The 26,072-nt window shown below is 70.0% G+C and carries 21 protein-coding genes and 1 riboswitch; of the genes, 16 read left to right on the forward strand and 5 right to left on the reverse strand.

The genetic code is table 11. The features are described from left to right. Positions 1-205: 205 nt before the first annotated feature. Positions 206-2,377 (forward strand): ATP-dependent endonuclease, encoded by a 2,172-nt coding sequence (locus MicB006_RS11995; protein ID WP_116506007.1) that lies wholly within the window; start codon positions 206-208, stop codon positions 2,375-2,377. After that, complete coding sequence (locus MicB006_RS12000; RefSeq protein WP_116506009.1) at positions 2,378-4,270, forward strand: UvrD-helicase domain-containing protein; 1,893 nt, start codon at positions 2,378-2,380, stop codon at positions 4,268-4,270. Positions 4,271-4,417: 147 nt separating this feature from the next. Here the strand turns inward: MicB006_RS12000 and MicB006_RS12005 are convergent, their stop codons facing one another. Both MicB006_RS12005 and MicB006_RS12010 read right to left on the reverse strand, forming a co-directional pair. Next, on the reverse strand, positions 4,418-5,191 hold the full coding sequence (locus MicB006_RS12005) for a nucleotidyltransferase domain-containing protein (RefSeq protein ID WP_116506011.1): 774 nt from the start codon (positions 5,189-5,191) through the stop codon (positions 4,418-4,420). A 29-nt stretch (positions 5,192-5,220) separates the two neighbouring features. Beyond that, positions 5,221-6,156: a diacylglycerol kinase family protein gene (locus MicB006_RS12010; protein WP_116506013.1), complete on the reverse strand. Its 936-nt coding sequence runs from the start codon at positions 6,154-6,156 to the stop codon at positions 5,221-5,223. 168 nt (positions 6,157-6,324) lie between these two features. On the opposite strand from MicB006_RS12010, the gene MicB006_RS12015 reads away from it, so the two are divergent. The 4 genes from MicB006_RS12015 (at position 6,325) to MicB006_RS12030 (ending at position 13,283) form a co-directional block, all read left to right on the forward strand. Continuing rightward, on the forward strand, positions 6,325-7,452 hold the full coding sequence (locus MicB006_RS12015; protein WP_225980710.1) for a hypothetical protein: 1,128 nt from the start codon (positions 6,325-6,327) through the stop codon (positions 7,450-7,452). Positions 7,453-7,583: 131 nt separating this feature from the next. Continuing rightward, positions 7,584-8,252 (forward strand): hypothetical protein, encoded by a 669-nt coding sequence (locus MicB006_RS12020; protein WP_116506015.1) that lies wholly within the window; start codon positions 7,584-7,586, stop codon positions 8,250-8,252. A gap of 216 nt (positions 8,253-8,468) precedes the next feature. Continuing rightward, entirely contained in the window at positions 8,469-10,787 is a 2,319-nt protein-coding gene (locus tag MicB006_RS12025; RefSeq protein ID WP_116506017.1) for a transglycosylase domain-containing protein, read from the forward strand. A gap of 432 nt (positions 10,788-11,219) precedes the next feature. After that, complete coding sequence (locus tag MicB006_RS12030) at positions 11,220-13,283, forward strand: M4 family metallopeptidase (RefSeq protein ID WP_116506019.1); 2,064 nt, start codon at positions 11,220-11,222, stop codon at positions 13,281-13,283. Between the two features lie 55 nt (positions 13,284-13,338). On the opposite strand, the gene MicB006_RS12035 is transcribed toward MicB006_RS12030, so the two are convergent. Beyond that, positions 13,339-13,788: a YbaB/EbfC family nucleoid-associated protein gene (locus tag MicB006_RS12035; RefSeq protein WP_116506021.1), complete on the reverse strand. Its 450-nt coding sequence runs from the start codon at positions 13,786-13,788 to the stop codon at positions 13,339-13,341. Positions 13,789-13,972: 184 nt separating this feature from the next. Further along, a complete protein-coding gene (locus MicB006_RS12040; RefSeq protein WP_116506022.1) occupies positions 13,973-14,638 on the reverse strand; it encodes a transglycosylase family protein in 666 nt (221 codons plus the stop codon). Next, positions 14,637-14,808, reverse strand: a riboswitch (cyclic di-AMP (ydaO/yuaA leader). It overlaps the preceding gene by 2 nt. Before the next feature lie 145 nt (positions 14,809-14,953). Between MicB006_RS12040 and MicB006_RS12045 the strand changes: the two genes are divergently transcribed. The 3 genes from MicB006_RS12045 to MicB006_RS12055 are packed head-to-tail and all read left to right on the forward strand — an operon-like array spanning position 14,954 to position 17,770. Further along, on the forward strand, positions 14,954-16,516 hold the full coding sequence (locus MicB006_RS12045) for an LLM class flavin-dependent oxidoreductase (protein WP_116506024.1): 1,563 nt from the start codon (positions 14,954-14,956) through the stop codon (positions 16,514-16,516). Between the two features lie 46 nt (positions 16,517-16,562). Further along, entirely contained in the window at positions 16,563-17,039 is a 477-nt protein-coding gene (locus MicB006_RS12050; protein WP_116506026.1) for a helix-turn-helix domain-containing protein, read from the forward strand. A gap of 32 nt (positions 17,040-17,071) precedes the next feature. Next, positions 17,072-17,770 carry an SDR family oxidoreductase gene (locus MicB006_RS12055; RefSeq protein ID WP_116506027.1) on the forward strand — a complete coding sequence of 233 codons (699 nt, stop codon included), beginning with the start codon at positions 17,072-17,074 and terminating at the stop codon, positions 17,768-17,770. Between the two features lie 1,113 nt (positions 17,771-18,883). On the opposite strand, the gene htpG is transcribed toward MicB006_RS12055, so the two are convergent. Further along, the gene (htpG, locus tag MicB006_RS12060; RefSeq protein WP_116506029.1) at positions 18,884-20,776 is read right to left on the reverse strand and encodes a molecular chaperone HtpG; all 1,893 of its coding nucleotides are present in this window, start codon (positions 20,774-20,776) and stop codon (positions 18,884-18,886) included. A 138-nt stretch (positions 20,777-20,914) separates the two neighbouring features. Here htpG and MicB006_RS12065 point away from each other — a divergent pair, with 138 nt between their 5' ends. The 7 genes from MicB006_RS12065 (at position 20,915) to MicB006_RS12095 (ending at position 26,069) form a co-directional block, all read left to right on the forward strand. Further along, positions 20,915-21,646, forward strand: coding sequence for a FadR/GntR family transcriptional regulator (locus MicB006_RS12065; RefSeq protein ID WP_073828651.1), 732 nt, complete (start codon positions 20,915-20,917; stop codon positions 21,644-21,646). Continuing rightward, positions 21,643-22,470 carry a sterol desaturase family protein gene (locus MicB006_RS12070; RefSeq protein ID WP_116506031.1) on the forward strand — a complete coding sequence of 276 codons (828 nt, stop codon included), beginning with the start codon at positions 21,643-21,645 and terminating at the stop codon, positions 22,468-22,470. Before MicB006_RS12065 ends, MicB006_RS12070 begins: the two co-directional genes overlap by 4 nt. Beyond that, positions 22,467-23,144 (forward strand): lysoplasmalogenase, encoded by a 678-nt coding sequence (locus MicB006_RS12075; RefSeq protein ID WP_116506033.1) that lies wholly within the window; start codon positions 22,467-22,469, stop codon positions 23,142-23,144. The genes MicB006_RS12070 and MicB006_RS12075 overlap by 4 nt, the downstream gene beginning before the upstream one ends. Next, positions 23,117-23,608: an SsrA-binding protein SmpB gene (gene smpB, locus MicB006_RS12080; RefSeq protein WP_116506035.1), complete on the forward strand. Its 492-nt coding sequence runs from the start codon at positions 23,117-23,119 to the stop codon at positions 23,606-23,608. The genes MicB006_RS12075 and smpB overlap by 28 nt, the downstream gene beginning before the upstream one ends. 109 nt (positions 23,609-23,717) lie before the next feature. Beyond that, a complete protein-coding gene (locus MicB006_RS12085; RefSeq protein WP_116506037.1) occupies positions 23,718-24,155 on the forward strand; it encodes a VOC family protein in 438 nt (145 codons plus the stop codon). Positions 24,156-24,216: 61 nt separating this feature from the next. Continuing rightward, positions 24,217-24,792, forward strand: a complete 576-nt coding sequence (locus tag MicB006_RS12090) for a helix-turn-helix domain-containing protein (RefSeq protein WP_116506038.1) — start codon at positions 24,217-24,219, stop codon at positions 24,790-24,792. Beyond that, positions 24,789-26,069, forward strand: a complete 1,281-nt coding sequence (locus tag MicB006_RS12095) for an MFS transporter (RefSeq protein WP_116506040.1) — start codon at positions 24,789-24,791, stop codon at positions 26,067-26,069. The genes MicB006_RS12090 and MicB006_RS12095 overlap by 4 nt, the downstream gene beginning before the upstream one ends. Positions 26,070-26,072 lie beyond the last annotated feature (3 nt).

The following is a 26,072-nucleotide window of genomic DNA, read 5'->3' on the forward strand; positions in this document are numbered from 1 at the left end:
CAGACCCCGATTCCTTACCCACATACAGACGGTCGATTCCTGCAATCGCACTTACGGTGGACCTCCGTTCAGCCGCCGTACTGCCCAAAGCCGCCGACGGGCGGCCAAGGCAAGCCACGCGTCCGAACGAGCCTGCAACAACAACTGCATCCGATGTGCAAGAGTTGTTCCGCGACGGTCAGCATGCCAACAAGCGGGCAGGGCTATGCACATCAACTCTTTTCGCATCAAGAACTTTCGACGCCTCAAGGACGCCTATGTCACCCTCGACAAGGAAACAACGATTTTCGTCGGGGCCAACAATAGTGGCAAGACCTCAGCAACACATGTCTTTCCGCTCTTCCTGGGAAACCAGCGCGGCCGGTTCCAGCTGTATGACTTCACCGCGGATTGCTGGGACCTATTCAACCAGTTCGACCCAGAGACAGATGACCCCGAAAGCGGCCTGCCAAGAATTACTTTGGACTTATGGTTCACAGTCGACGAGGGCAACCTCCACCGCATTGTCGATCTAATCCCGAGTCTCGAATGGGACGGTCAACCTGTAGGAGTGCGCCTTGAGTACATGCCAAGGGATCCTACGTCACTCCTGGCAAATTTCCACGAGTCCCTCAACAATATCCACAGTCAAGCACTACACCCCGGGTCCCGCTACAAACCGTGGCCAGAAAACCTCACGGACTATCTCACGCGCAGATTAAGGAACGAGTACGTGATTCGCTACTCCGTACTCGATTATGACCTGTGCGATTCCAGCGGCTTACCGCTAGGGAACTATCTTCCTCATGTACTTGGGTTTTCGGATTCCGGGACAGCAAAGAAAGTGGAGTCGCTGATCCGCGTTGACTTCCTGAGTGCACAGCGACACCTAACGGACGCAGACTCTCACGGAAGAGCGGAGGAGCTCTCAAAGCGACTCAGTCGCTTCTATACCCGAAACCTTGAAAAGCGGAACGACGACATCGCAGCTTTCGACGCGATCATGGAATCCGAGGAGAAGCTGAATGCTCACTTTGCAAATGTCTTCGGACCCACCCTAGACAAGTTGACGCAGCTCGGATATCCGGGCCTGACCAACCCGAGCTTGGTGATCAAGGCGTCTTTTAACCCCGAAAGCATTCTGAACACTAGCGCGCGGATTCACTATGCACTGCCCTCCACCGGGCTGGAGGCTGGATCAACCACTGGCGCCACACTTCCTGATCATTACAACGGACTGGGATTCAAGAATCTAATCTACATGGTTGTTGAGGTACTTGACTTCCATCACGCCTGGACTGAGGCAGAGGACGAGATTCCGCCAATCCACCTGGTCATGATTGAAGAGCCGGAGGCTCATCTACACGCGCAGTTACAACAGGTATTCGTCCGGAAGATACGCGACATATTGCCGGAGACGTCCCCAGATTTCACAACACAGATGATCGTAACAACGCATTCGTCGCACGTAATTTATGAGTCGAACTTCGAGCCGATCCGATACTTTAAACGATCCGGCCCCGACGGGAACATTCTCCATAGCGACGTACGCAACCTGTCGACTTTTCATAACAACGAGGAGCAAGGGACCCGCGACTTCATCCGCAGGTACCTAAAACTAACCCACTGCGACCTGTTTTTCGCTGACGCAGCTATACTCGTCGAAGGAAATGTTGAGCGCCTCCTTATACCTTTAATCATTCACAATTCGGTTCGAGAGTTGCGCGCCTGCCACCTGACGATAATGGAACTCGGAGGGGCCTTTGCCCACAAGTTCAAGAGCCTCTTGGAGTTCTTAGGTTTGACGACCCTGGTGATCACGGATCTAGACAGCGTGCACGGTGAGGATCAGGAGGACCCCCCTCAGAAAGCTGGGTCCTCGTGCATGACAACAACTCCCAAGGCAATCACCTCCAATGAGACGTTACGCACTTGGCTTCCGTCGACTGGTGAGGTCAAGCAGCTTCTAGCTTTAAGCGATAAAGACAAATGCCCCCCTGGCGAAGACGGCTCACCCGGCAGAGTACGGATTGCGTACCAGACAGAGCACGCGGTCGTCTGGGCCAACGGTCATCAGGAGCTAGCTGGCAGGACATTCGAGGAGGCTTTCGCATTAGAGAACATGGAATGGTGCCAGGATGAAAGCCAAAGAGAGTTGGGCCTAGTAATTCCTAATTCATCATCCTTCTCTCTGAAAGATCTGCACGGAGCTATCTACAATCGCGTCAAGACTTTCGACAAAACCGCCTTTGCGCTCGGCTTAATCGCCAAAGATCCGAGCTCATGGTCGGCCCCCAGATACATTGTTGAAGGGCTTCAGTGGCTGACATCTGAGCTAGTCCTGGATTCTGAGCCGTTAGCCGCCAGGGACGACCTACGTGAGTTTGGTGAAGAATAGATGGCCGCGGCCAGGTCCCAGGCTCCTGACACCGAAGCCGATATCGAGATCCGGCGCGTTCTCGACGCTGAACCAGCTCAAAGTTTTTCAGTTATTGCTGGTGCCGGCTCAGGAAAGACAACGTCGCTCGTTAAGGCTCTTGCTCATGTCGCAGCCTCAAGAGGCAAGCAGCTTAGAAGCCGCACTCAGCAAGTAGCCTGCATAACTTACACGGAGATTGCGGCAGGTGAGATATTCCGTGAGGTTGGAAGCAATCCCCTTGTGCATGTATCGACGATTCACAGCTTCCTTTGGAAGGTTATTGCGCCCTTCCAGAAGGATATCGGAATTTGGGTGAACGACTACATTGAAAATCGAATAAAAGAACTGAAAGATAAGGTGAAAGCATCGAATAAACGCAATTCAGCGAGCGCTCAATCGAACTTAGAGAAGCGTCTTCGCCAACTTGAAGGCGCGAAGGTCATCAAAAAATGGACTTACGGAGTCGGCGCTGACTATGCCCGAGGCGTAATCGGCCACGCCGACGTCATCTCTATGGTTCCATCCCTTCTCAAAAGTAAGGCGCTTTTAGCCCGTGTCGTCGCGAACAGGTTCCCGTTCATATTTGTAGACGAAAGCCAGGATACAGACCCCAAAGTTCTAGCAGCACTACTTCATGTTCACCAATTGAATCCCGAGCGAATCTGCCTCGGCCTTTTTGGCGATCCAATGCAAAGAATTCACTTCGGCAGCTCGGGTGAGCTTCCAAGCGCGCATGGCTGGAAAACAATCCAAAAACCTGAGAACTTTAGGTCGTCGCTGAAGGTCCTAGAGGTAATTAATCACATCCGGGCTGGTGCGGATGGTTTACATCAGGTATCTGGCTTGCCAGACGGCCAGAAGATTGCCGGCGAAGCCTTCTTCTTTACGCTCTCGTCGGAGTCCAATCGTAATAAAAATTTGCAGCTCATTCGACAATGGCTCGATCGCCATAGCGCATCCGGGCCTTGGAGTTCCGACCCGCCAGAGGGTGCGAAGATCCTCCTGATTATGCACAAGCTCGCGGCCCGGAGGCTCGGGTTCGAAAATCTCTACCACGCTTTTCATCAGCAGGGCGCCGGCTCTATCGGCGATTCGTTTGACGAGGGCAGCGCATGGCCGCTAACGGCCCTGACGGACGATATTCTGCCGTTGTGCGCGGGATCCTTGCGAGATGTCCCGGCTGCTGCCGTACGTCGCTCAGGCACCGCGCTTAGCGACGATCTTCTCAAGAGGGTGCCTGTTGCGCGGGCGATTCAAGAGTCAAGAGAAGCGCTGCGCGAACTTAGGAGTGTGGTTCTAGGCGGCGGGCAAGGCTCGATCGAGCGCGCACTACGCATTGCTTACGACGCTCGGCTCGTAACGCTAGACCCTCGACTGGCAGCATTCTTGGATCCGGCGAATGATAATGGCGCGACATTAAGCGAATCCACGAAACTAGTACTAGAAAGTTTGATGGCTTGCGACATTCGCGAGCTTGATGGGTACATTGCCTACATTAATCGCTCATCACCTTACTCCACTCAGCATGGCACCAAAGGTGCCGAATTCTCCCGCGTGATTGTTGTCCTGGATGACAACGAGGAACGCTGGCCTTTATATTCCTATGAGAAGCTACTGGGGCTGCGACCACTCTCTGCCACGGACAGAGCCAATGCATCAGCCGGAAAGGAGACCGTCCTAGAACGCACCCGGAAGCTTTTATACGTTTGCGCTTCAAGAGCCATAGAGAGTCTGGCGATCGTTCTCTATTCCGAGATGCCCGTCGAAGCGGCGGACCTACTAGTAAAGTCTGGGTATGCCACAGCGAACGAAGTGGTCACCCAAGACGAACTTCATAGGAATAATTTATGCACCGACAGCAATCAAATTTGAACTGTTCGTCAGCCGCAGACTGCTGCGGGTACCGCGACGACGCCCCACTCGATGCGGAACTGCTTCCGGCAGCGAGCCACTTGCCCCATGGAGCAGGATCGAGGGCTTGATGGCTTGCGCAGTGACCAGCCAGCCCGAACAGACAGCTCAGCCAAAAACGCCGAGCTGTCCCAGCACCCGCCGCTGGAACGCCCGCGCCGCGGGACCGGACGGCGGCGTGCCGCCCCGGCGGGCGTCGATCGAGGCGCGGAGCAGCGCGGCGTCCGGGTCGTCGGCTGCGACCCGGAGCCCGGCGTCGACCTTGCCCAGCCAGACGCCGTCGCGGCTGCGCACCAGCGCGCGGCACGCGCCGAGCACCGCGTCCTCCGCGCCGGGGGCCGGTTCGTCGCCGGGTGGCGTGGGCAGCGCCAGCCACCAGCGCAGCGCGTCGGCCAGCAGCGCCCGCAGCTCCTGCGGGGACGGGTCGGCGAACACGTCGGCGGCGGGCGGGCCGAGCAGCGTCCGGCCGGACTGGCGCAGGATGCTGCGGTCCAGCGCGTACCAGAACCGGCCGTCGGCGGCGAGCCGGTCGGCCGGGTCGTAGGTGGCGCGGAACGGCATGGTGGCGCCGGTGTTCAACTCGACCTCGAAGCCCGGCTCCGGGGTGCCGGAGGCGGGCACGTCCCGGCGGTAGACCACCAGCTCCAGGCCGCGCGCCGGGCAGGGCAGCGACTCGTGCCGCAGCCGGTCCACGAGCAGACGCTTGGCCGCCGCCGGCAGCGGCCCGGCGACCAGCAGCGCCACGTCCACGTCGCTGCGCCCCGGCTGGTACGCGCCCAGCCCGACCGACCCGGCCGCGTACGCCCCCACGAGGCCGTCGCCGAGCACGTCCCGGGAGCGGTGGACCAGTTCGTCCAGGTAGTCGCGGATGTCGTCGCGCATTCCCGCATCCTGCCCCGGGGCGGGGGCGGTCAGTCCGGCGGGTCGGGACAGCACACGGTCAGCGCGCCGGGGACGACCTTGACCTTGAGCCGTTTCGCCTTGCCGCGGGCGCCGCCGTCCAGCTCGTACGTCTTCGGCGCGTCGAACCGCACCGTGATCTTGCGGCCCCGGGTGATCCGCACGAACGGCGACTCCTCGGAGCGCCCGGCGGCCATCCGGCCCAGCGTGCGCGCCCAGTCCACGGCGCCGCTGGCGGTGGCCACGCCGACCTCCAGCGCCCCGTCGTCGGGGCGGGCGTCGTCGAAGGCCGGGATGCCGCCGGTGATGGTGCCGACATTGCCGAACAGCACGCAGCTCGCCTCGTCGTCGAACCAGTCCGCGCCGTCGACCCGGATCCGGGTCCGCACGCACTCGCCGCGCACGTGCCGCAGCCCGGTCCAGACGTACGCGATCCGGCCGAACCGGCCCTTGAGCTGCCGGTCGGCGTCACGGATCAGGTCGCCGTCGAACCCGGCGCCGGCCATCACCGCGAAGTGCTCCCCGTTGATCCGGCCGAGGTCCAGCTCGCGGCGGCGGCCGTGCAGCGCGATGCGTACCGCCTCGGGCAGGTCGACCGGGATGCCGAGGTTGACCGCGAACAGGTTGGCGGTGCCGGCCGGCAGGATGCCCATCGGCACGCCGCTTCCGGCCAGCGCGTCGGCGCACCGCTGCACCATGCCGTCGCCGCCCCACACCAGCACCAGTTCGGCGCCGGAGTCCAGCGCCGCGCGGACCCGCTTGGGGGCCTTGCGGCTCTTCGGCACCTCGTACCAGAGAAGCCGCCCGACGCCGGCGCCGACGAGCCGCGAACGCAGCTCGTCGAGGCCGCCCCCGAAGGTCTTCTTCCGATGGGCGACAACAGCGACCACACCGGACGGAGGTACGGCGGGGGCGGCGTCCGGGCGTTCGGCCGTGCTCGTGTTCATGGCCCCGCTGTACCCGGAGCGCGCGCCTCCCACGCCTGCGCCCGGCGCGACGCGCCCGGAACGCGACGCGCCCGAAACCGGCTCGCGGCGTACTGTGCCCGGACGGCCACGTTCGGTACAGTGCGGGCGATGATCCGCGCCGCCGGGCGCGGATCCGGAGGGTGTGCGATGACGCGACGGACCGGGTGGGTGGCGCACTACACGCTGCGCCTCGGTCTGCTGCTCGGCGGTGTCGCCGTCGCCTGGGGCGCGCACGAGGCCGCGGCCGGCTCGGCCGCGCACGCCGCCGACCGCCCGCCGCTCACGGCCGCCGTGGAGGCGCTCACCCACACGCTCGACGCGGTTCTCGGCCTGCCGGCGTCCCTGTCCGACGGCGTCGAGCCCACGTCCGACGCCGCGCCGGCATCCGGCACGACAGCTCCCACCTCCGACGCCACGGCGAGCACCGACGCGCCGGCGCCCGCCCCGGCCTCGCCGGCCAAGGCCGGGCCGACGGCGCCGGTCGCCGCGACGCCGGTCACCGGCCGGGTCGTCGAGGCGGTGGTGACGCCGGTCCGCGACCACGTGCTGACGCCGGTCACCGAGGGTCTGCGCCCGACCACCGACCCGGTACGCGATCACCTGCTCACGCCGGTCGCGGAGGTCCTGCGCCCGCTCACCGGCCCGGTCACGGAGGACGTGCTCGAACCGGTCGCGGACGTGTTGTCCCCGGTGGTGGAGCCGCTGAGCCCGATCCTCGGTCCGGTGTGGCGGGGCCTGGAACCGGCGGTCGCGCCGCTGGACCCGGTGCTCGACCCGCTCAGCCCGGTGACCGATCTGCTCGACCCACCGGCGGCGCCGGCGCCCGGTCCGGCCGACCCGACCGATCCCGCTGATCCCGCTGATCCGGCCGACCCCGCTGACCCGGCTGATCCGACCGGCCCCGCTGATCCCGCCGCACGGGCCCCGACGGCGGCACCCGCCCCCGGGAGCGCCAGCGCTCCGGTCGCCGCCGACCCGCAGCCACGGGCCTTCGCCGTCGGCCCGCAGACACGGGCCTTCGCCGTCGGACCGCGGGGGGCCGCCGTCCGTACCGGCACACCGGCCGTCCGCACGGCGGCCGACTTCGCGCCGACACCCGTCGCGCCGCAGCCGTTCGACGGCGCGAGCCACGCCGGCGGCGCGGTGCACAGCGAGGCGGCCGACGCGGACGCGTGCCGCTGGGGGCTGCCGACGCTCGCCCACCAGTACGGGCGCCCGGCACACGAACGCCTGCCGGCCTCCCGCACGTCGCGGCCCGGCACCAGACCCGCCTGAGCGGGCTCCACAGGCACCACCTTCGATCCGGATCACGGGCGTGCCCCGCCCGACTGCCGCGTTCGCGCGGCGGCGCCGTCGTCCGGCGCCCGCAACCGACCCGATCAAGCCTGTGAAACAGGAGTTCGTTCATGAGCACTGCCCTGCCCGTCGCGCGCGCCCGGTGGTGCGACATCGGCCGCATCGCCGATCTCGTCGCCGAGGCCCTGATGCCCACCGCCCTGGCCGGCTGGCTCGTCCCCGACGCGCCGCGCCGCCTGCCGGTCCTCGCCGCCGTGGCGCGGATCTGGACCGAGCACGCGCTTCTCTTCGGTGACGCGTTCCTGCTGGCCGACGGCAGCGCCGCCACCGTGTGGTTCCACCGCTACCGGCCGATTCCGGCGCCCCACCGGTACGCCGATCGTCTCGCCGCCGCCGCCGGCCCGCACGAGGAGCGGTTCCGCCGCCTCGGTGAGTCGCTGAGCGCCCGGCGTCCGGTCGAGCCGCACAACCACCTGGCGCTGCTGGCCGCGCCCCGGGGCGGAGCGGTGGAGGCGCTCGCCGGAGCGCAGCGCCGGATGGACACCCTGAGCCTGCCCACGTACGCGCACCCGTGCGCCGGGGAGCAGGAGGACCTGCTGCGGCGGCTCGGCTACACCGCACAGGAGACCTTCGCGGCCCCGGACGGCACCGAGCTGCGGGCGCTGTGGCGGTCGACGCCGTTGCGTGCGGGCGGCGGCAACGACCGCTGGCCGGTACGCCACCGCGGCCCCGGCCGCGCGGACCGCGACGGCCGTGCCGTCCGCTGGGCGGCACGCTGACCGGTTGACCCGGGCCGGGGCGGCAGCTCAGCCGCCCCGGTTCCGGCTCGCCGACTGCCGGCAGCCGGTCCACTCCCGCCGCCGGTCAGCGGTGGGAGTTACGGGCCGCGCACGCCCGTTCCCGCCGCACCGGCCGACGTCGTCGGCCGGTGCCGTCGCCGCGGCTCGGTTAGCCTGCGAGCCGGGCACGACTTCGCCGAGCAGCCGGAGGTAACGGTGCGAGGAACGGGAGAGACCCGGGGACCGGCCGGCGCCACCGCCGCGAGCCCGAAGCGCAAGCGGCGGCGCCTGGCGGTCGTCCTCGCGGTCTGCGTGTTGCTGGCCGGGTGCGGGCTGGTCGCGGGCGGCTACTACTTCGACAGCGTGCCCACGCCCAGCGACCTGAAGCTGCCCGAGTCGACGACCGTCTACTACGCCGACGGGCGCACGCCGATGGCGAAGCTGGGCGCGCAGAACCGCACCATCGTGCCGTACGACCAGATGAACGACTCGGCCAAGCAGGCGATCGTGGCGGCCGAGGACCGGACGTTCTGGACCAACCGCGGCATCGACTTCAAGGGCGTGCTGCGCGCCGCCTGGGCGAACGTGAGCGGCGGCCAGCGGCAGGGCGCGTCCACGCTCACCCAGCAGTACGCGCGCATCGCCGCCGACCTGCGCGGGGTCACCTACTCCCGCAAGCTGCGCGAGGCGGTGATCGCCTGGAAGCTCGACGACGCGTACTCCAAGGAGGAGATCCTCGGCTTCTACCTGAACACCGTGCCGTTCGGCCGGGGCGCGTACGGGATCGAGGCGGCCGCGCAGACGTACTTCGGCAAGACGGTGCGCCGGGACGCGCCGCCCGAGCGGCAGCTCACCCAGGCCGAGGCGATGGTGCTCTGCGCCATGGTGAAGCAGCCGGAGGCGGATCCGGCCGACCCCGAGGGCACGCCCGGCTACGACCCGCGCCGCAACGCGCTGGCCAGGCAGAACTCGATCGACCGCTGGAACTACATCCGCGACGGCATGGTCAAGCTCGGCTACCTGACGTCGCAACAGGCGGCGGACCTCGCGTACCCGGACACGGTCCGGCCGATCGACAAGGACGCGGGCCGGTCCGACCTGGACCGGCCGACCGGCCTGGTGGTCAACCACGTGCTGGCCGAGCTGCGCCAGACCGAGCCGTTCCGGGGCAAGCCGGACGAGGTGATCCGCGACGGCGGCTACCGCATCGTCACCACCATCGACAAGCGCGTGCAGGACGCGGCCGAGGCGGCGGCGGACATCCGCCGCGACACCGCCCCGCGAGCGGTGCGCGGGCAGCCGAGGAACTGGCAGGCGGCGCTGGTCGCGGTGGAGCCGGGCACCGGCCGGGTGCTCGGCTACTACGGCGGCGACAAGGGCTCGGGCGCGGACTACGCGGGCTGGTACTCCGACGAGGACGGCCAGGCCCGCGGCTTCGGCCAGCATCCGCCGGGGTCGTCGTTCAAGGTGTACGACCTGGCCGCCGCCGTACGCGACGGGATCTCGGTGAAGGAGCGGTTCGACGCGCCGGACACCAAGGAGTTCCCCGCCTCGGGGCGCACCAAGGGCAGCGCGGCCGGGCCGATCCGCAACGCCGAGCGCGCGCCCTGCCAGCCGGACTGCGCGCTCTGGGAGGCCACTGTCGCCTCGCTCAACGTCACCTACTTCGAGCTGACCGAGCGGCTCGGCACGGACAAGGTGATCGAGATGGCCCGGCAGGCGGGCGTGGAGTCGATGTGGGAGACGGTCCGGGGCAACCCCCGGCCGCAGCGCGTCGACCTGCGCAGCGACCCCGCCGACGAGGTGGCGAAGCGGTTCTCCACCGAGGTCGGCATCGGGCAGTACGGCATCACCGTGCAGGACCACGCGAACGGGATGGCCACGTTCGCGGCCGGCGGCAAGCGCGCCGACGCCCACTTCGTCCGCTCGGTGAGCAAGGACGACGAGGAGGTGTGGACCGAGCAGCTGCGCACCACCGATCTGGGGCTGGACCGGGAGGCGCTCGACCAGCTGGACTGGACGCTGCGCCGGGTCCGGGCCGCCAAGCTGGACAACGGCTGGGACTCCGCCGGCAAGACCGGAACCTGGCAGGCCGGGCAGAGCACCACGCAGAACGTGCACACCTGGATGGTGGGCTGGACCGGCGCGCTGGCCTCGGCGGTGTGGCTGGGCACCACCGACGGCAAACCACTGCGGACCAGCGACGGCAGCTACGAGGTGTACGGCTCGACCGGCGCCGCGCCGATCTGGCGGCAGTTCATGACAAAGGCCACCGAGGCGATGAAACTCGACCCGGGCAAGTACCGCTTCGGTGAGCCGAAGTTCCCCGGCGACACACCGGAGCCGACCGCGTCGGCGCCGCCGCCGTCCACCGCCGCGCCCACGCCGTCCGGCTCGCCGAGCCCGAGCCCGACCCCGTCGAGCCCCAGTCCGAGCCCGGAGCCGACCGGTCGGCCGACGTCGCGGCCCACGCTGACGCCCTCGCTGCCGCCGCCGCCCACCGTCGCGCCGACGCGGACCCGCGGCCCACGCTGACGCGGCCACGCCGCCCGGCCCCGGTCGGCGGCGGGCCCGCGCGGCGTGGCCGGCTCGGGCGGTGGCGACCTCGCGTCTATGTGCGCCATTCGCGCACATAGGCAACGTCCGCAATTTGCACGGGCAGCCATCCACCGTCGGCGATGTTCGCCCTGATCAGGGCCTATTGAAGATCATGGTTGCGTGGGACGACGCGCGCGGCGACACGCCCGACTGTCAGTCGTTGCCCAGGTCACCCATTGCTCACGGCTCGCGCGGCGTGTGATTGTGCACCAGCGAACCGCCGACCCCCGGCGACTCGCGACGGTCGATCTGTCGACCCGGAGCCACGCCGGCAGCTCCGGTGACCGGCCGTCACCCTGCCTCGCACCACCGCGCCGCCCGTCCCCACCGGGCTCGTGCGGCGCGCCTGTAGAACAGGAGCAAACCTCCGTGAAACTCTCACCTCGCCTCGCCGCGCTCACCGGCGCGGCTGCGGCCGGCGTGATCGCCGCCGGCACCGCCGCAGCCGTGCAGGCCGCGCCACCCGGGCCCGCCGCCCCCAACCCGGCCCAGGCCCGAGCGGCCGCCGCCGACTCGGCCCGCGCCATGGTCGCGGGCCGCCCCGCGTACCTGCAGGCCGGCGCCGACGACGCGTTCGTCCAGAAGCCGGTCATCTCCTCCGAGGGAACCCAGTACGTGCCGTACGAGCGCACGTACAAGGGCCTGCCCGTGGTCGGCGGCGACTTCGTGCTGGCCACCGACTCGGCCGGCAACCTCAAGTACGCCTCGGTCGCGCAGCAGCGGCCGATCGGCGCCCTCGCCACCACGCCCGCGCTGACCGAGGCCGCCGCCGCGACCACGGCGCGCGCCCAGCTCAAGACGGTCAGCGCGGTCGAGGGCACCACGCTCGTGGTCTACACGCTCGGCGCCGCACCGGCGCTGGCCTGGGAGACCACGGTACGCGGCACCAGCGCGGACGGCCCGAGCCGGCTCACCGTCGACGTCGACGCCCGCACCGGCGCGGTCCTGCGCAAGCAGGAGCACGTGGTGCGCGGCACCGGCACCGGCGCCTGGAACGGGCCCAGCCCGCTCACGCTCAACACCACCCAGTCGGGCTCCACGTACACCATGAAGGACCCGACCGTCACCAACCTGAGCTGCCAGGACTCGGCGAACAACACCACGTTCAGCGGCTCCGACGACGTGTGGGGCAACGGCACCGCCACCAACAAGGAGACCGGCTGCGTGGACGCGCTGTTCTCCGCGCAGACCGAGCACAAGATGCTCGCCCAGTGGCTGGGCCGCAACGGCGCCAACGGCAACGGTGGCTACTGGCCGATCCGGGTGGGCCTCAACGACCAGAACGCCTACTACGACGGCAGCCAGGTACAGATCGGCAAGAACACCGCCGGTCAGTGGATCGGCTCGCTGGACGTGGTGGCGCACGAGATCGGCCACGGCATCGACGACTACACCCCCGGCGGCATCTCCGGCGGCGGCACCCAGGAGTTCGTGGCGGACACGTTCGGCGCGGCCACCGAGTGGTTCGCCAACGAGCCGTCCAGCTACGACGCGCCGGACTTCCTGGTCGGCGAGAAGATCAACCTGGTCGGCTCCGGCCCGATCCGCAACATGTACAACCCGTCGGCGCTCGGCGACCCGAACTGCTACTCCAGCAGCATCCCGTCGACCGAGGTGCACGCCGCGGCCGGGCCGGGCAACCACTGGTTCTACCTGCTGGCCAACGGCAGCAGCCCGACCAACGGGCAGCCGTCCAGCTCGACCTGCAACAGCAGCAGCGTGAGCGGTCTGGGTATCCAGAAGGCCATCAAGATCATGTACAACGCCATGCTGCTGAAGACGTCGTCCTCGTCCTACCTGAAGTACCGCGTCTGGACGTTGCAGGCGGCGAAGAACCTCTACCCGAGCAGCTGCACCGAGTTCAATGCGGTCAAGGCGGCCTGGGCCGCGGTCAGCGTACCGGCCCAGTCGGGTGAGCCGACCTGCGCCGGCGGCACCCCGACGCCCACGCCGACCGCCACCACCACCCCGCCGTCGGGTGGCTGCTCCGGCAACAAGCTCGCCAACCCCGGCTTCGAGTCGGGCAACGTGAGCTGGACCGCCTCGTCCGGCGTCATCACCACCGACAGCGGCCAGGCGGCGCACGGCGGCTCGTACAAGGCGTGGCTGGACGGGTACGGCTCGTCGCACACCGACACGCTCAGTCAGTCGGTGACGATCCCGGCCGGCTGCCGGGCGACGTTGAGCTTCTGGCTGCACATCGACAGCGCGGAGACGACCACGAGCACCGCGTACGACAAGCTCACCGTCAAGGCCGGCAGCACCACGCTGGCCACCTACTCCAACCTGAACAAGGCCACCGGGTACGTGCAGCGATCCTTCGACGTCTCGTCGCTCGCAGGCACCACGGCGACCATCTCGTTCAGCGGCGTGGAGGACAGCTCTCTGCAGACGTCCTTCGTCGTCGACGACACCGCGGTCACCCTGAGCTGACCGTGGCGTAGCGCGGCCGGTCGTCGTCCTCCCGGCGGCCGGCCGCCTCGTCGTCTCAGGCCGGGCGCCCGGCCCGGGACGAGGTGCCGCGGTCACGATGGATCCGGGCGGCCGCCTCGTGCATCGCGCGGCCGAACAGCTCGGCCTGGTCGCCCATGCTGCCGAGCCGGGCGGCGAGCGCGTCGGCGTCGGCTCGCGCCGACGCGCTGACCTGTGCGTCCAGCTCGGACAGCGCGTCGTTGGCGGCGGCGACGAGGTGTCCGCTGAGGACGTCGAGGGGCTCGCCGGCCAGCTCCGGGTCGATCGTCACGGAATCCAGCCGGCCACCCTGGACGGCGACCGCGCGGACCCGCCCACCGGCCGCAGTGCCCTCGGCGCGCAGCAGGTCGGCCGGTTCGCCGTCGGCGTGCGCCGAGGACCGGGAGCGCATCGAGGTGAGCGCCTGCTGCGTGCGGGTCAGCAGCTCGTCGAGGCTCGCGGCCGCCGAGAACGGGTCGTTGGTCATATCCGCGCTTTCTTCACGTCTTAGCCGATCATCGTGACCCTAACAACCGGCTCCGACGAATCGCGGTCACCGGCCGTCGCGGGCCGTGTCCCGGCGCCGGGAGCAGGCCGGACACCGGCGACACGGCGTGTCGCGGACGGCCGGACGCCCGGCCGGGGCGAACCGGCCGGGCGTCCGGATCAGGTCAGCGCAGAAGCAGCCGCTGACCAGGGAAGATCAGGCCGGGGTCGTCGCCGACCACTGCCCGGTTGCGCTCGTGCAGGGCACGCCAGCCGCCGTCGACGCGCTGCGCCACGGCGATCTCCGACAGCGTGTCCCCGCGCCGGACCACGTACGTCCCGACGCCGGACGCCGGCCGCGGCGCCGCCTTCGTCGCGACCCGTTCCGGCGCGGCCCTGCGCGTGGCGGCCCGCTCCGGGGCGGTCTGCTTCGAGGTGGTCTTCTTCGGGTTCGCCTTCTTCGGCGTGGCCCGCTCGGACCGGGTCGCGGCGGCGCTCGCCGAGCCGCCCTTCCTGCCGCAGACCGGCCACGCGCCGATGCCCTGCCCGCGCAGCACCTTCTCGGCGACGGCGATCTGCTCGGACCGGCTGGCCAGGTCGGCCCGGGCGGCGTACTTCTGCCCGCCGTAGCCGTTCCAGGTGGCGCGGGAGAACTGGAGCCCGCCGTAGTACCCGTTGCCGGTGTTGATCTTCCAGTTGCCGCCTGACTCGCAGCGCGCGACCGCGTCCCAGTTGACGCCGGCGCTGGCCGGAGCGGCCGGGCCGAACAGGGTCGCGGCGCCGACGGCGGTGCCGGCCACCACCGCTCCGAGAGCCGTACGGCGGCTTCGAGCCGAGTATGCAGTTGACATGTGGATTCCTCCACGCCGACGAGGTGAGCTGTCGGGTTCGGGCCGAGGAGCCCGGCCGCCGGTGGCGGCTTCACCCCGAGGTGACGAGGCACCGTGGTACGTGTGGTTCCCCCGCTCCCGCACGACGTCCGGTAACCGCGGCCGGAGGCGGGACTAGGCGTTTCCGGCCTACGGTGTCCACGAATGCGGACGGAACCGACGTTATGGACGATTTGCGACGATCATCCACTTCTTGTGACCCTGTTCACCCGGCCGGGCTACCACCTGTGGAGCTACGGTGGCAGGGCTGAGCAAGATCACGGGAGGGCCGGACGGATGACCGATCACGGACACGAGCTGACCTTCGGCGGCTTCATCACCCCCGCCGCCGGGCAGCCCGACCAGGTGGTGGCGCTGGCCACGCTCTGCGAGCAGGTCGGGCTGGACCTGGTCACGTTCCAGGACCACCCGTACCAGCCGGGCTTCCTGGACACCTGGACGCTGATGTCCTACGTGGCCGCCGCCACCGAACGTATCCGCCTGGCCGGCAACGTGCTCAACCTGCCGCTGCGGCAGCCCGTGGTGCTGGCCCGCAGCGTGGCCAGCCTGGACCTGCTCACCGGCGGGCGGGTCGAGCTGGGGCTCGGCGCGGGCGCGTTCTGGGACGCGATCGAGGCGACGGGCGGGCGGCGCCTGTCCCCCGGCGCGGCAGTCGAGGCCCTGGACGAGGCGATCCGGGTGATCCGCGAGGTCTGGGACATCGACCGGCGCGGCATGATCCGGGTCGACGGCGAGCACTACCGGGTGGTCGGCGCCAAGCGTGGCCCGGCGCCCGCGCATCAGGTGGGCATCTGGGTCGGCGCGTACAAGCCGCGCATGCTCCGCCTTGTCGGCCGCGCCGCCGACGGCTGGCTGCCCTCCCTGTCCTACCTGCCCAAGGGGCCCGACGAGCTGCCCGCCCTGAACGCGCTCGTCGACGAGGGCGCTCAGGCCGCCGGGCGCGACCCGGCCGAGATCCGCCGCATGCTCAACGTGAACGGCACGTTCGCCCGCTCGTCGGCCGGCTTCCTGGCCGGTCCGCCGGAGCAGTGGGTCGAGGAGTTGGCCGGGCTCACGCTGGAGCACGGCGTCACCACGTTCATCCTCGGCAGCGACGAGCCCCGCGCGATCCAGATCTTCGCCCAGGAGGTCGCGCCCGCGGTGCGGGAGCTGGTCGCCGCCGAGCGCACCGCGCCGGGCAGCGGCGCCCGCGCGGTCGCCGACGAGACGGCCGCCACCGGCGGGCCGGCCACGCTGGCGGTCACTCCCACCCCAGACCCGGGGGTACGCCTGAGCGCGCGCCGCCCCTGGGACGAGTCGACCCGGCCGACCGCCCCGCCGCCACCGGCCGGACAGGTCTACCCGGCCCGGGGACAGGCCGCCGGGCAGCACCTGGTGGACGTGCACGACCATCTGCGCCAGGAGCTGGCCCAGGTGCGCGACCTGCTGGAACAGGTCAAGCGAGGCACTGTCTCGCCGGGCCGGGCGCGTGCCGCGCTGAACGAGATGACCATGCGGCAGAACAACTGGACGCTCGGGGCGTACTGCGCGGCGTACTGCACCATGGTCACCCAGCACCACGGGCTGGAGGACGCCTCGATCTTCCCGCACCTGCGCCGCTCCGAGGCAGGGCTGGCGGCCGTGCTGGACCGCCTCGAGGAGGAGCACGTGGTGATCCACGGCGTGGTGGAGAGCGTCGACCGGGCGCTCGTGGAGCTGGTCCGGCGGCCCGGCGACTTCACGCAGCTCCAGGAGGCGGTGGACCTGCTCACCGACACGCTGCTGTCGCACCTGTCGTACGAGGAGCACCAGATCGTCGAGCCGCTGGCCCGGCACGGTTTCTTCCCCGGCCAGCTGTGAGGTAGCTGACTTCTGATTTCCTAAGTCAGGGGGTACCGTCGACGCCATGACGGACCTCCTCGCGCAGCGTGACTCCTGGTCCACCGCCAACTGCTCGATCGCCCGGGCGCTGGAGGTGGTCGGCAACCGCACCACGCTGCTCCTGCTGCGGGAGGCGTCGTTCGGCACCCGCCGCTTCGACGACTTCGCCCGGCGGGTCGGCATCAGCGAGCCCGTCGCCGCCGCACGCCTCAAGCAGCTCGTCGCCGACGGGCTGCTCGACCGGCGCCCCTACCGCGAGCCCGGGCAGCGCACCCGCGACGAGTACGTGCTCACATCCAAGGGCAGCGATCTCATCCCGGTGCTCGTCGCGCTGCGGCAGTGGGGCGACACGTACGCCGCCGACGAGGCGGGCCCCGCGGTCCGGGTGGCCCACGACGAGTGCGGCGCTGCCGTGCACGCCCGGCTGCGCTGCGACGCCGGGCACGACGTACCGCCCGGCGAGCTGGCCGTGCTGCCCGGTCCGGGCCTGCTGTCCGCCTGACCCCCCTTCCTCACCACCTCTCGGAGCGAGACATGAAGATCGCTGGAAGCACCGCCCTGGTCACCGGCGCCAACCGTGGCTTCGGCCGGCACCTGGCCGCCGAACTCGTCGCGCGCGGCGCCACCGTCTGGGCCGGCGCGCGCAACCCGGACACCGTGAACCTGCCCGGCGTCACCCCGGTACGCCTCGACATCACCGACCCCGCGTCGGCGGCCGCCGCCGCCGAGCGGGCCGGGGACGTGACGCTGCTCGTCAACAACGCCGGCGTGAGCACCGGCGCCAACCTGCTCGACGGGGACCTCGCGCAGATCCGGCTGGAGCTGGAGACGCACTACCTCGGCACGCTGTCGGTGGTACGCGCGTTCGCGCCCCGGATCACGGCGAACGGCGGCGGGACGATCCTGAACGTCCTGTCCGCGCTGTCCTGGCTCACCTTCCCCGGGGTCGGCGCGTACGGCGCGGCCAAGGCCGCCGAATGGTCGATGACCAACGCGCTCCGCCTGGAGCTGGCCGACCGTGGCGTCCGCGTCGCAGGGCTGCACGTGGGCTACATGGACACCGAGATGGCCGCCGCCGTACCCGGCCCGAAGGCCGACCCGGCGGAGGTCGCCCGGCTCGCTGTCGACGGCATCGAGGCCGACAGCTACGAGATCCTGGCCGACGACGTGGCCCGCCGGGTCCAGGCCGGCCTGTCCGGCGGAGTGGCCGCGCTCTATCCCGCGCTCCCCTGATCCGCCGCTCCGCCTCGCCGAGGTGGCGGCGTCACCTCGGCGAGACGGCCCCGATCACGCTCGGCGCGCCCACCAGCCACGGATGTTCGGCATCCGCACGGCTGCTGCCCGGCGCGCGCATCGACCTCGGTCCGGTCGGCTGCCAACGGCGGCCGCTTCGGCACAGCCGATCAGCGCCCCCCGACACGAACCCGGCACCCGCCGCACCCAGCTCCACCAGATCCGCCCCGGCCCGCAACCATCGACGAGGGCCTGTAGAACCACCCCACCGGGCCGCTCACTCACCGAGAGTTCCCGACGTCCCTCCATCCGGGACCGATCTTCCCCACTCTGGGACACCCATCGTGGTCCACTCAAGTTCGGCGAGGTGGCGGCGTCAGAGGCGGTCGGATGCCGCCACTTCGGCGTAATGGAGTCGATCAAGCAGCAGCCACGACAACCGCCCGGGCACACTCGATCAACAGCCTTCGACAAGACCCGCCATCAGCCGGCGCCCGCCAAGCGGTGCTCCGTCAGATCCGCCCGATCCACACCTGCGCACCTGGGCCGCCCCGCCGACGCGGGCGCCCGCAAGACCATCTCCACCAGGGCGCTCACTCACCCATAGCCCCTGACATCCCTGCAGGTGGGATCGATCTTCCCCACCCTGAGACACCCCAGCGTGATCAACACCAGCTCGCCGAGGTGGTGGGGTCAGGGCCCGTCCGATACCACCACTTCGGCGGGCTGGAGTGGATCAAGCAGCAGCCAGCCTCCCGCACGAGCCCGGCGAAGGACTGACCCGACAACCGCCCGCATCGACTTCCCGAGGCTTGATCGACACCAGCTCGCCGAGGTGGAGGCATCGGAGGCACCCCGATACCGCCACCTCGGCGTAACGGAGTCGATCAAGCCAGCCAGGTCGGGTCGAGTCGGACGAGCCGAGCCGGGCCGGGCCAGGCCGGGCCGGGCCGGGCCAGGCCGGGCCGGGCCAGGCCGGGCCAGGCCAGGTTGGGCCAGGCCGGGCCGAGCCAGGTCGGGCCGGGCCGAGCCGAGCCAGGTCGGGCCGGGCCGAGCCGAGCCAGGTCGGGCCGGGCTAGCCGGGCCGGGCTAGCCGGGTCGGGTCGGGCGGGGCTAGAGGCCGCGGGCCAAGCGGTCGGCCAGGATGCGGGTGAACCGGGCCGGGTCGGCCAGCTCGCCGCCCTCGGCCAGCAACGCCATGCCGTACAGCAGCTCGGCGGTCTCGGTCAGCGCGGCCGTGTCGCCGACCTCGCCGTGCGCCTTGCGCAGCCCGGTGACCAGCGGGTGGGCCGGGTTCAGCTCCAGGATCCGCTTGACCTGGGGCACCTCCTGGCCCATCGCCCGGTACATCTTCTCCAGCGTCGGCGTCATGTCGTGCGCGTCGCCCACGACGCAGGCCGGTGACGTGGTCAGCCGGGTGGACAGGCGCACCTCCTTGACGCTGTCGGCGAGCGCGCCGCCGAGGAACGTGAGCAAATCGGCGTACTCCTGCCGTTCGGCCTCGGCCTTCTCCTTCTCCTCCTCGGTCTCCAGGTCCACCTGACCCTTGGCGACCGAGCGCAGCGTCTTCCCGTCGTACGCGCCGACGCGCTCGACCCACACCTCGTCCACCGGGTCGGTGAGGATCAGCACCTCGTAGCCCTTGGCGCGGAACGCCTCCAGGTGCGGCGAGTTCTCGATGGTGGCCCGGTTCTCGCCGGTGGCGTAGTAGATCTCGGTCTGGCCGTCGCGCATCCGCTCCACGTACGCGCGCAGCGTGGTCGGCTCGGCCGGGTCGTGGGTGCTGGCGGCGCGGACAAGTTCCAGCAGCGTCTCGGTGTTGTCCGGGTCCTCCAGCAGACCCTCCTTGACCACCGCGCCGAACTCGGTCCAGAACGTGCGGTACGACTCGGCGGACATGTCCTTGAGCGTGGCGAGCACCTTCTTGACCAGCCGGCGGCGTACCGCGCGGATCTGCCGGTCCTGCTGGAGGATCTCCCGGGAGATGTTCAGCGACAGGTCGTGCGCGTCCACCACGCCCTTGACGAAGCGCAGGTAGTTGGGCATGAGCGCGTCGCAGTCGTCCATGATGAACACGCGCTTGACGTAGAGCTGCACGCCGCGGCGGCCCTGCGGGGAGAACAGGTCGAGCGGGGCGTGCGAGGGCAGGAACAGCAGCGCCTCGTACTCGAAGGTGCCCTCGCCACGCATGTGGATGGTTTCGAGCGGGTCGGCCCAGTCGTGCGCGACGTGCCGGTAGAACTCCTTGTACTCGGCCTCGTCGACCTCGTCCCGCGAACGCGCCCAGAGCGCCTTCATCGAGTTGAGCGTCTGCTCCTCGCGGGTGGTCTCGCCGTCCTCGCCGGGCTTGTCGACCGTCATCCGGATCGGCCACGAGATGAAGTCGGAGTAGCGCTTGACGATCTCCCGGATCGTCCACTCGGTCGTGTAGTCGTGCAGGTTATCCTCGGTGTCGACGGGCTTGAGGTGCAGCGTGACCGAGGTGCCCTGGGGCGCGTCAGCGACCTCCTCGATCGAGTACGTGCCCTCGCCCGCGGACTCCCAGCGGGTGCCGCCGGACTGTCCGGCGCGGCGGGTCAGCAGCGTCACCTTGTCGGCGACCATGAACGTGGCGTAGAAGCCGACGCCGAACTGGCCGATCAGCTCCTGGGAGGCGGCGGAGTCGGAGGACTCGCGCAGCTTGCGCAGCAGCTCGGCGGTGCCGGACTTGGCGATGGTGCCGATCAGGCGGACCACTTCGTCGCGGGTCATGCCGATGCCGTTGTCCCGCACGGTGAGCGTACGGGCGTCCTTGTCGGCCTCGATCTCGATGTGCAGGTCGGAGGTGTCGGCCGACAGGTCCTTGTCGACCAGCGACTCCAGCCGCAGCTTGTCCAGCGCGTCGGACGCGTTCGAGATCAGTTCGCGCAGGAAGACGTCCTTGTTCGAGTAGATCGAGTGCACCATCAGCTGCAGCAGCTGACGGGCCTCGGCCTGGAACTCCAACGTCTCGACCCCGTCGCTCACACCGACTCCCTTCGCTCTGGCGGCTCCTACGGCGGAAAGGATACGAGGGGTCACCGCTGCGGTACGCACCGGCCGCCCCGGAATTCGACTGGTACAACCAGTTGACGGGTTGACGTGCGCGGGGCCACACTGCTGCGCATGACCTTCGATCCCGCGCCCCGCGTGTCGGTCTCCGACCACGTCTTCGGCCGGCTGCGCGACGCGATCGTCTCCGGGCGGTACGCGCCGGACGAGACGCTGCCCGGCGAGCGGGAACTGGCCGGCGCGTTCGCCGTCAACCGGCACGCGGTCCGGGAGGCGCTGCGCCGCCTGCAACAGCTCGGCCTGGTCCGGGTCAGCCAGGGCGGCGCGACCCGGGTCCTCGACTGGCGGGTGCACGCCGGGCTGGATCTGGCGCTGTCCCTGGCCCGCTCCGGCGACGTACTCCCGGTGGAGACGCTGGTGCGCGACATGCTGGAGATGCGGGCCTGCGTCGGGATCGACGCGGCCCGACTGTGTGCCGAGCGCGGCGACGCGGCGGTCGTCGCCGCCGTGGTTCGGGCCGCCGAGGAGTACGGCGACCTGGCCCCCGACCTGGACCTGATGAACGAGGCGAACATCGCCATCTGGCGGCTGGTCGTGCGCGGCAGCGGCAACACCGCCTACCAGCTCGCCTTCAACAGCCTGGTGGCCGGCACGTTCGCGGTCGGCGACGTCCCCCCGGACGCCCGCGCGGCCGAACTGCTGGACGTCGCCGGGCACCGCCGTCTCGCCGCCTCGATCGCCTCCGGTCAGGGCGCGGCGGCAGCCCGGCACGCCCGGGAGCTGCTGACCGCGCCGGTCACCACCACCCCGACCCCCACCACCCCCGGAAGGGAAGCGCGCGCATGATCCCCGCCGTGCTGTACGCCGTCCCGGCGTTCCTGCTCCTGATCGTCATCGAGGCGGTCTCCTACCGCTTCCTGCCCGACGACGACGAACGCGGCTACGAGCTGCGCGACACCACCACCAGCCTGTCGATGGGGCTGGGCAGCCAGATCATCGGCTTCCCGTGGAAGCTGCTCACCGTCGGCCTCTTCGCGGCGCTGTGGACTGTGGCGCCGGTGCAGCTGTCCCCCGGCGACTGGTGGACCTGGGTGATCCTGTTCTTCGCCGACGACCTGGCCTACTACTGGTTCCACCGCTCGCACCACGAGGTACGCGTGCTCTGGGCGAGCCACGTGGTGCACCACTCCAGCGTCCACTACAACTTCTCCACAGCGTTGCGGCAGAGCTGGACGCCGATGACCTCGCTGCCGTTCTGGCTGGCGCTGGCGCTGCTCGGCATCCCGCCGTGGATGATCTTCCTCCAGCAGTCGGTCAGCCTGCTCTACCAGTTCTTCCTGCACACCGAGCGGATCAAGGTGCTGCCCCGGCCGATCGAGTGGATCTTCAACACGCCGTCGCACCACCGGGTGCACCACGGCTCGAACACCGAGTACCTGGACCGCAACTACGGCGGCATCCTGATCATCTGGGACCGGCTGTTCGGCACGTTCGAGCCGGAGCGGGCCACCGCGCGCTACGGGCTGACCAAGAACATCGGCACCTACAACCCGCTGCGGGTGGCCACCCACGAGTTCGCCGCGATCTGGTCCGACGTACGCCGGGCAAGCTCCTGGCGACACCGCCTCGGCTACCTGTTCGGCCGTCCCGGCTGGCAGCCGGCCCGATGAGGCGCGCCTGGCTGCTGCCCCTGTTCGGGCTGGTCGCCGCCGTCGAACTGGCCGGGGTCGCGCTGGACTCGACAGTGCTCCAGTGGCTGGCCAAGCCGCTGCTGGCGCCGGTGCTGCTGGCGTACCTCTGGGCGCACCGGCGCCGGGTCGACGCGGTGGCGGTCGGCCTGGTCGCCGCCACCGCCGGCGACGTCGCCCTGCTCCTGCCGGGCGACACCGCGTTCCTGGCCGGAATGGGGTTCTTCCTGGTCACCCAGGTCGCGTTCATCACCGCGTTCGTGCGGCACCGTCGTGCGCCGGCGGCCCTGGCCTGGGCCGGTTACCTGCTCGCCTGGGCCGGCGCGAACGCGCTGCTGTGGGGCATGCTCGGGCCGCTGCGGGTGCCGGTGCTCGGCTACAGCCTGGCACTGTGCCTGATGGCCGCCGCCGCGGCCGGGGTGTCGGCGCGGGTCGCCGCGGGCGGCGCGTTCTTCCTCGTCTCCGACCTGCTCATCGGTGTGGGCGCGGCCGGGATCGAGCTGCCCGGGAGGGGCCTGCTGGTGATGGTCACCTACTGCGCGGCGCTGCTGCTGATCACCACCGGCTGGGTGGCCGCGACCCGCCCGGCGGCCGGTCCGCAGCCGCCCCAGGCCGGTACCCTGCTCGCGTGGCCAGGGAGAACGGGCGCAAGCTGATCGCCTCGAACAAGAAGGCACGGCACGACTACGAGATCCTCAAGACGTACGAGGCGGGCATCGTGCTCGCCGGCACCGAGGTGAAGTCGCTGCGCGAAGGGCGGGTGTCGCTGGTCGACGCGTTCGCCCAGGAGCGCGACGGCGAGATCATGCTGTACGGCCTGCACATCGCCGAGTACGGCTTCGGCACCTGGACCAACCACGCGCCCCGGCGCACCCGCAAGCTGCTGCTGCACCGGGTGGAGATCGCCCGCATCCTGGAGAAGCTGCGCGACGGCGGCGTCACGCTGGTGCCGCTGTCGATGTACTTCGCCGACGGCTGGGCCAAGGTGGAGCTGGGTCTGGCCCGGGGCCGCCGGTCGTACGACAAGCGCCAGGCGCTGGCCGAACGGGACGCCAAGCGGGAGATCGCGCGGGAAATGGGCCGCCGGCTCAAGGGCCGGACCACCGGCCGCCGAACCTGATCCGTCCCGTGTTGAGGACAGTCTCTGTCCGCTTGCTCCGGCAGGCTGGACGGCGACCGATCACACGCGCCGCCGGTTCGCCGGCGGACCGGACGGAAGGTGAGCCGAGATGGCCCGCGACGTACAAATCACCATCGACTGCGCCGACCCGGCGAAGCTGGCGGCGTTCTGGGCCGAGGTCCTCGGCTACCGGGTCCAGGGCCCGCCGGAGGGCTTCGACTCGTGGGAGCAGGCGCTGACCGCGATGGGCGTTCCGCCGGAGCGGCACAACGACGCCTCGGCCGTGGTCGACCCGGAGGGCGCCGGTCCACGACTGTTCTTCCAGCGGGTGCCGGAGTCCAAGCGGGTCAAGAACCGGGTTCATCTGGACGTCCGGGCAGCGCCCGGGCTGACCGGCGAGGCCCGGATGGCGGCGCTGGAGGCGGCGGCCGACCTGCTCGTCCCACTCGGTGCGACGCGCGTCGGGCGCTACGAGCCCGCTCCCCCGCTGGAGGCGGGGCACGTGCTGATGACCGATCCGGAGGGCAACGAGTTCTGCCTCGACTGAGACCCGGGGAGATTCAACAAGACTCCTTGTACATCACTTCTTGTCGGTCTAGCCTGGCGGCATGACGGACGGAACCGGCAACCGGCGCGTGAGCGACCCGCGAGCCATGCGGGCGCTGGCCCACCCCACCCGGCTGCGGCTGCTCGGCGAGCTGCGCCTGCGCGGCCCGCAGACGGTCGGCATGCTCAGCGAGCGGACCGGCGAGGCGGTGGGCTCGGTCAGCTACCACGTCGGCAAGCTGGCCGAGCACGGCTTCGTGGCCGAGGCCCCCGACCTGGCGCGGGACCGGCGCGAGCGGTGGTGGCGGGCCGCGCACGCCACCACCGACTGGGATCCGCTCGAACTGCTCGACGACCCGGAGCGCCGGCTCGCCGGCAACCTGCTGCGTCAGGCCGCCATGCAGCGCTACGTGGACCGCTACCAGGCGTACCTGGATTCCGAGGCGAGCCTCGACCCGGCCTGGGTACGCGGCACCACCAGCAGCGACATCGTGCTGCGCCTGACACCGGAAGAACTGGTCGAGCTGCGCGCCGAACTGTCCGCGCTGGGCCGGCGCTGGCAGGAGCGCGGCGCACCCGGCCGAGCCGGCGCCGAGATGGTCACGCTGATCTGGCAGGCGTACCGGGGGCCGCAGTGAACCGCGACCGCCGGCCCCTGGCCGGACTGCTGATCGGGCACGCCGTCTCGCTGACCGGCAACGTGCTCACGCTCATCGCGCTGCCGCTCTACGTGCTGGCCGAGACCGGCTCGCCGGCCGCCACCGGGCTGGCCGGGGCGTTCGCCACCGCGCCGGTGGTGCTCGGCGGCGCGTTCGGCGGCGTGCTCGTCGACCGGATCGGCTACCGGCGGTCGAGTGTGCTCGCCGACGTGGTCTCCGGCGTGACGATCGCCGCCGTACCCCTGTTGCACGCCACGGTCGGCCTGCCGTTCCCGGCGCTGCTGGCCCTGGTCTTCGTCAGCGGGCTGCTGGACACGCCGGGGCAGACCGCGCGCACCGCGTTGCTGCCGGAGGCCGCGGCGGCGGCAGGTGTGCCGATCGAGCGGGCGGCCGGGTGGGAGGACGCGACCTCGCGCGGCGCCCGGATGATCGGCGCACCCGTGGCCGGTCTGCTGGTCGGTGTGTTCGGGGCGGTGCCGGTGCTGGCGCTGGACGCGGTGACGTTCGCCGTGTCGGCCCTCGTGGTGACGCTGCTGGTGCCGCGTGGCCTGCGACCGCCCGACGACGGGAGCGAGCCGGAGACCGGCGGCTACTGGCGGCAGTTCGCCGCCGGGCTGCGCTTCCTGGTCCGCGAGCCGCTGCTGCGCGCCATGGTCCTGCTGGTGCTGGTGACGAACCTGTTCGACGCGGCGAAGAGCAACGTGCTGCTACCGGTGGTCGCCGAACGGGAACTCGGCGGGCCGGCCGCGTTCGGCCTGCTGGTGGGCGTCATGGGTGGCGGGGCGCTGGTCGGCTCGCTGGTGTTCAGCGCGATCGGGCACCGGCTGCCCCGCCGGGCCACGTTCGTCACCGCGTACGTGCTGTGCGGCGCCCCACCACTGTGGGCGCTCGCCGCCGCGCCGCCGCTGCCGGTGGTGGCCGCCGTGGTGGCGATGGCCGGGCTGGCCGCCGGCGCGCTCAACCCGCTGATGGGCGCGGTCCAGTTGGAACGGGTGCCGCCGGCGATGCGGGCCCGGGTGTACGGGGTGATCGGCGCGGGCGCGTGGGCGGCCATGCCGGCCGGCGCGGTCGGTGCGGGATTCGCCGCGGACCGGTTCGGCCCCACGTCCACGCTGGTCGTGATGGGTGCCTGCTACCTGCTGGTGGTGCTGACGCCGCTGCTGGGTGGCCCGTGGCGGGACATGCGCCGGCCGACAGTGGTGCGGCAGCGCGAGCCGGGGCCGACCTCGGAGCGCCAGCGGGAAACGCTCTCTTGACAT

Source organism: Micromonospora sp. B006 (genome assembly GCF_003408515.1).
Taxonomy (GTDB): domain Bacteria; phylum Actinomycetota; class Actinomycetes; order Mycobacteriales; family Micromonosporaceae; genus Micromonospora; species Micromonospora echinospora_A.

Excerpts from the sequence above, each read along its gene's own strand:
- MicB006_RS12015 (WP_225980710.1), top strand. The coding sequence starts at position 6,325 with ATGACGCGACGGACCGGGTGGGTGGCGCACTACACGCTGCGCCTCGGT.
- MicB006_RS12005 (WP_116506011.1), bottom strand. The coding sequence starts at position 5,191 with ATGCGCGACGACATCCGCGACTACCTGGACGAACTGGTCCACCGCTCC.
- MicB006_RS12020 (WP_116506015.1), top strand. The coding sequence starts at position 7,584 with ATGAGCACTGCCCTGCCCGTCGCGCGCGCCCGGTGGTGCGACATCGGC.
- MicB006_RS12090 (WP_116506038.1), top strand. The coding sequence starts at position 24,217 with ATGACGGACGGAACCGGCAACCGGCGCGTGAGCGACCCGCGAGCCATG.
- MicB006_RS12045 (WP_116506024.1), top strand. The coding sequence starts at position 14,954 with ATGACCGATCACGGACACGAGCTGACCTTCGGCGGCTTCATCACCCCC.
- MicB006_RS12070 (WP_116506031.1), top strand. The coding sequence starts at position 21,643 with ATGATCCCCGCCGTGCTGTACGCCGTCCCGGCGTTCCTGCTCCTGATC.
- MicB006_RS12055 (WP_116506027.1), top strand. The coding sequence starts at position 17,072 with ATGAAGATCGCTGGAAGCACCGCCCTGGTCACCGGCGCCAACCGTGGC.
- MicB006_RS12035 (WP_116506021.1), bottom strand. The coding sequence starts at position 13,788 with ATGACCAACGACCCGTTCTCGGCGGCCGCGAGCCTCGACGAGCTGCTG.
- MicB006_RS12075 (WP_116506033.1), top strand. The coding sequence starts at position 22,467 with ATGAGGCGCGCCTGGCTGCTGCCCCTGTTCGGGCTGGTCGCCGCCGTC.
- MicB006_RS12000 (WP_116506009.1), top strand. The coding sequence starts at position 2,378 with ATGGCCGCGGCCAGGTCCCAGGCTCCTGACACCGAAGCCGATATCGAG.
- MicB006_RS12085 (WP_116506037.1), top strand. The coding sequence starts at position 23,718 with ATGGCCCGCGACGTACAAATCACCATCGACTGCGCCGACCCGGCGAAG.
- MicB006_RS12010 (WP_116506013.1), bottom strand. The coding sequence starts at position 6,156 with ATGAACACGAGCACGGCCGAACGCCCGGACGCCGCCCCCGCCGTACCT.
- MicB006_RS11995 (WP_116506007.1), top strand. The coding sequence starts at position 206 with ATGCACATCAACTCTTTTCGCATCAAGAACTTTCGACGCCTCAAGGAC.
- MicB006_RS12065 (WP_073828651.1), top strand. The coding sequence starts at position 20,915 with ATGACCTTCGATCCCGCGCCCCGCGTGTCGGTCTCCGACCACGTCTTC.
- MicB006_RS12040 (WP_116506022.1), bottom strand. The coding sequence starts at position 14,638 with ATGTCAACTGCATACTCGGCTCGAAGCCGCCGTACGGCTCTCGGAGCG.
- MicB006_RS12050 (WP_116506026.1), top strand. The coding sequence starts at position 16,563 with ATGACGGACCTCCTCGCGCAGCGTGACTCCTGGTCCACCGCCAACTGC.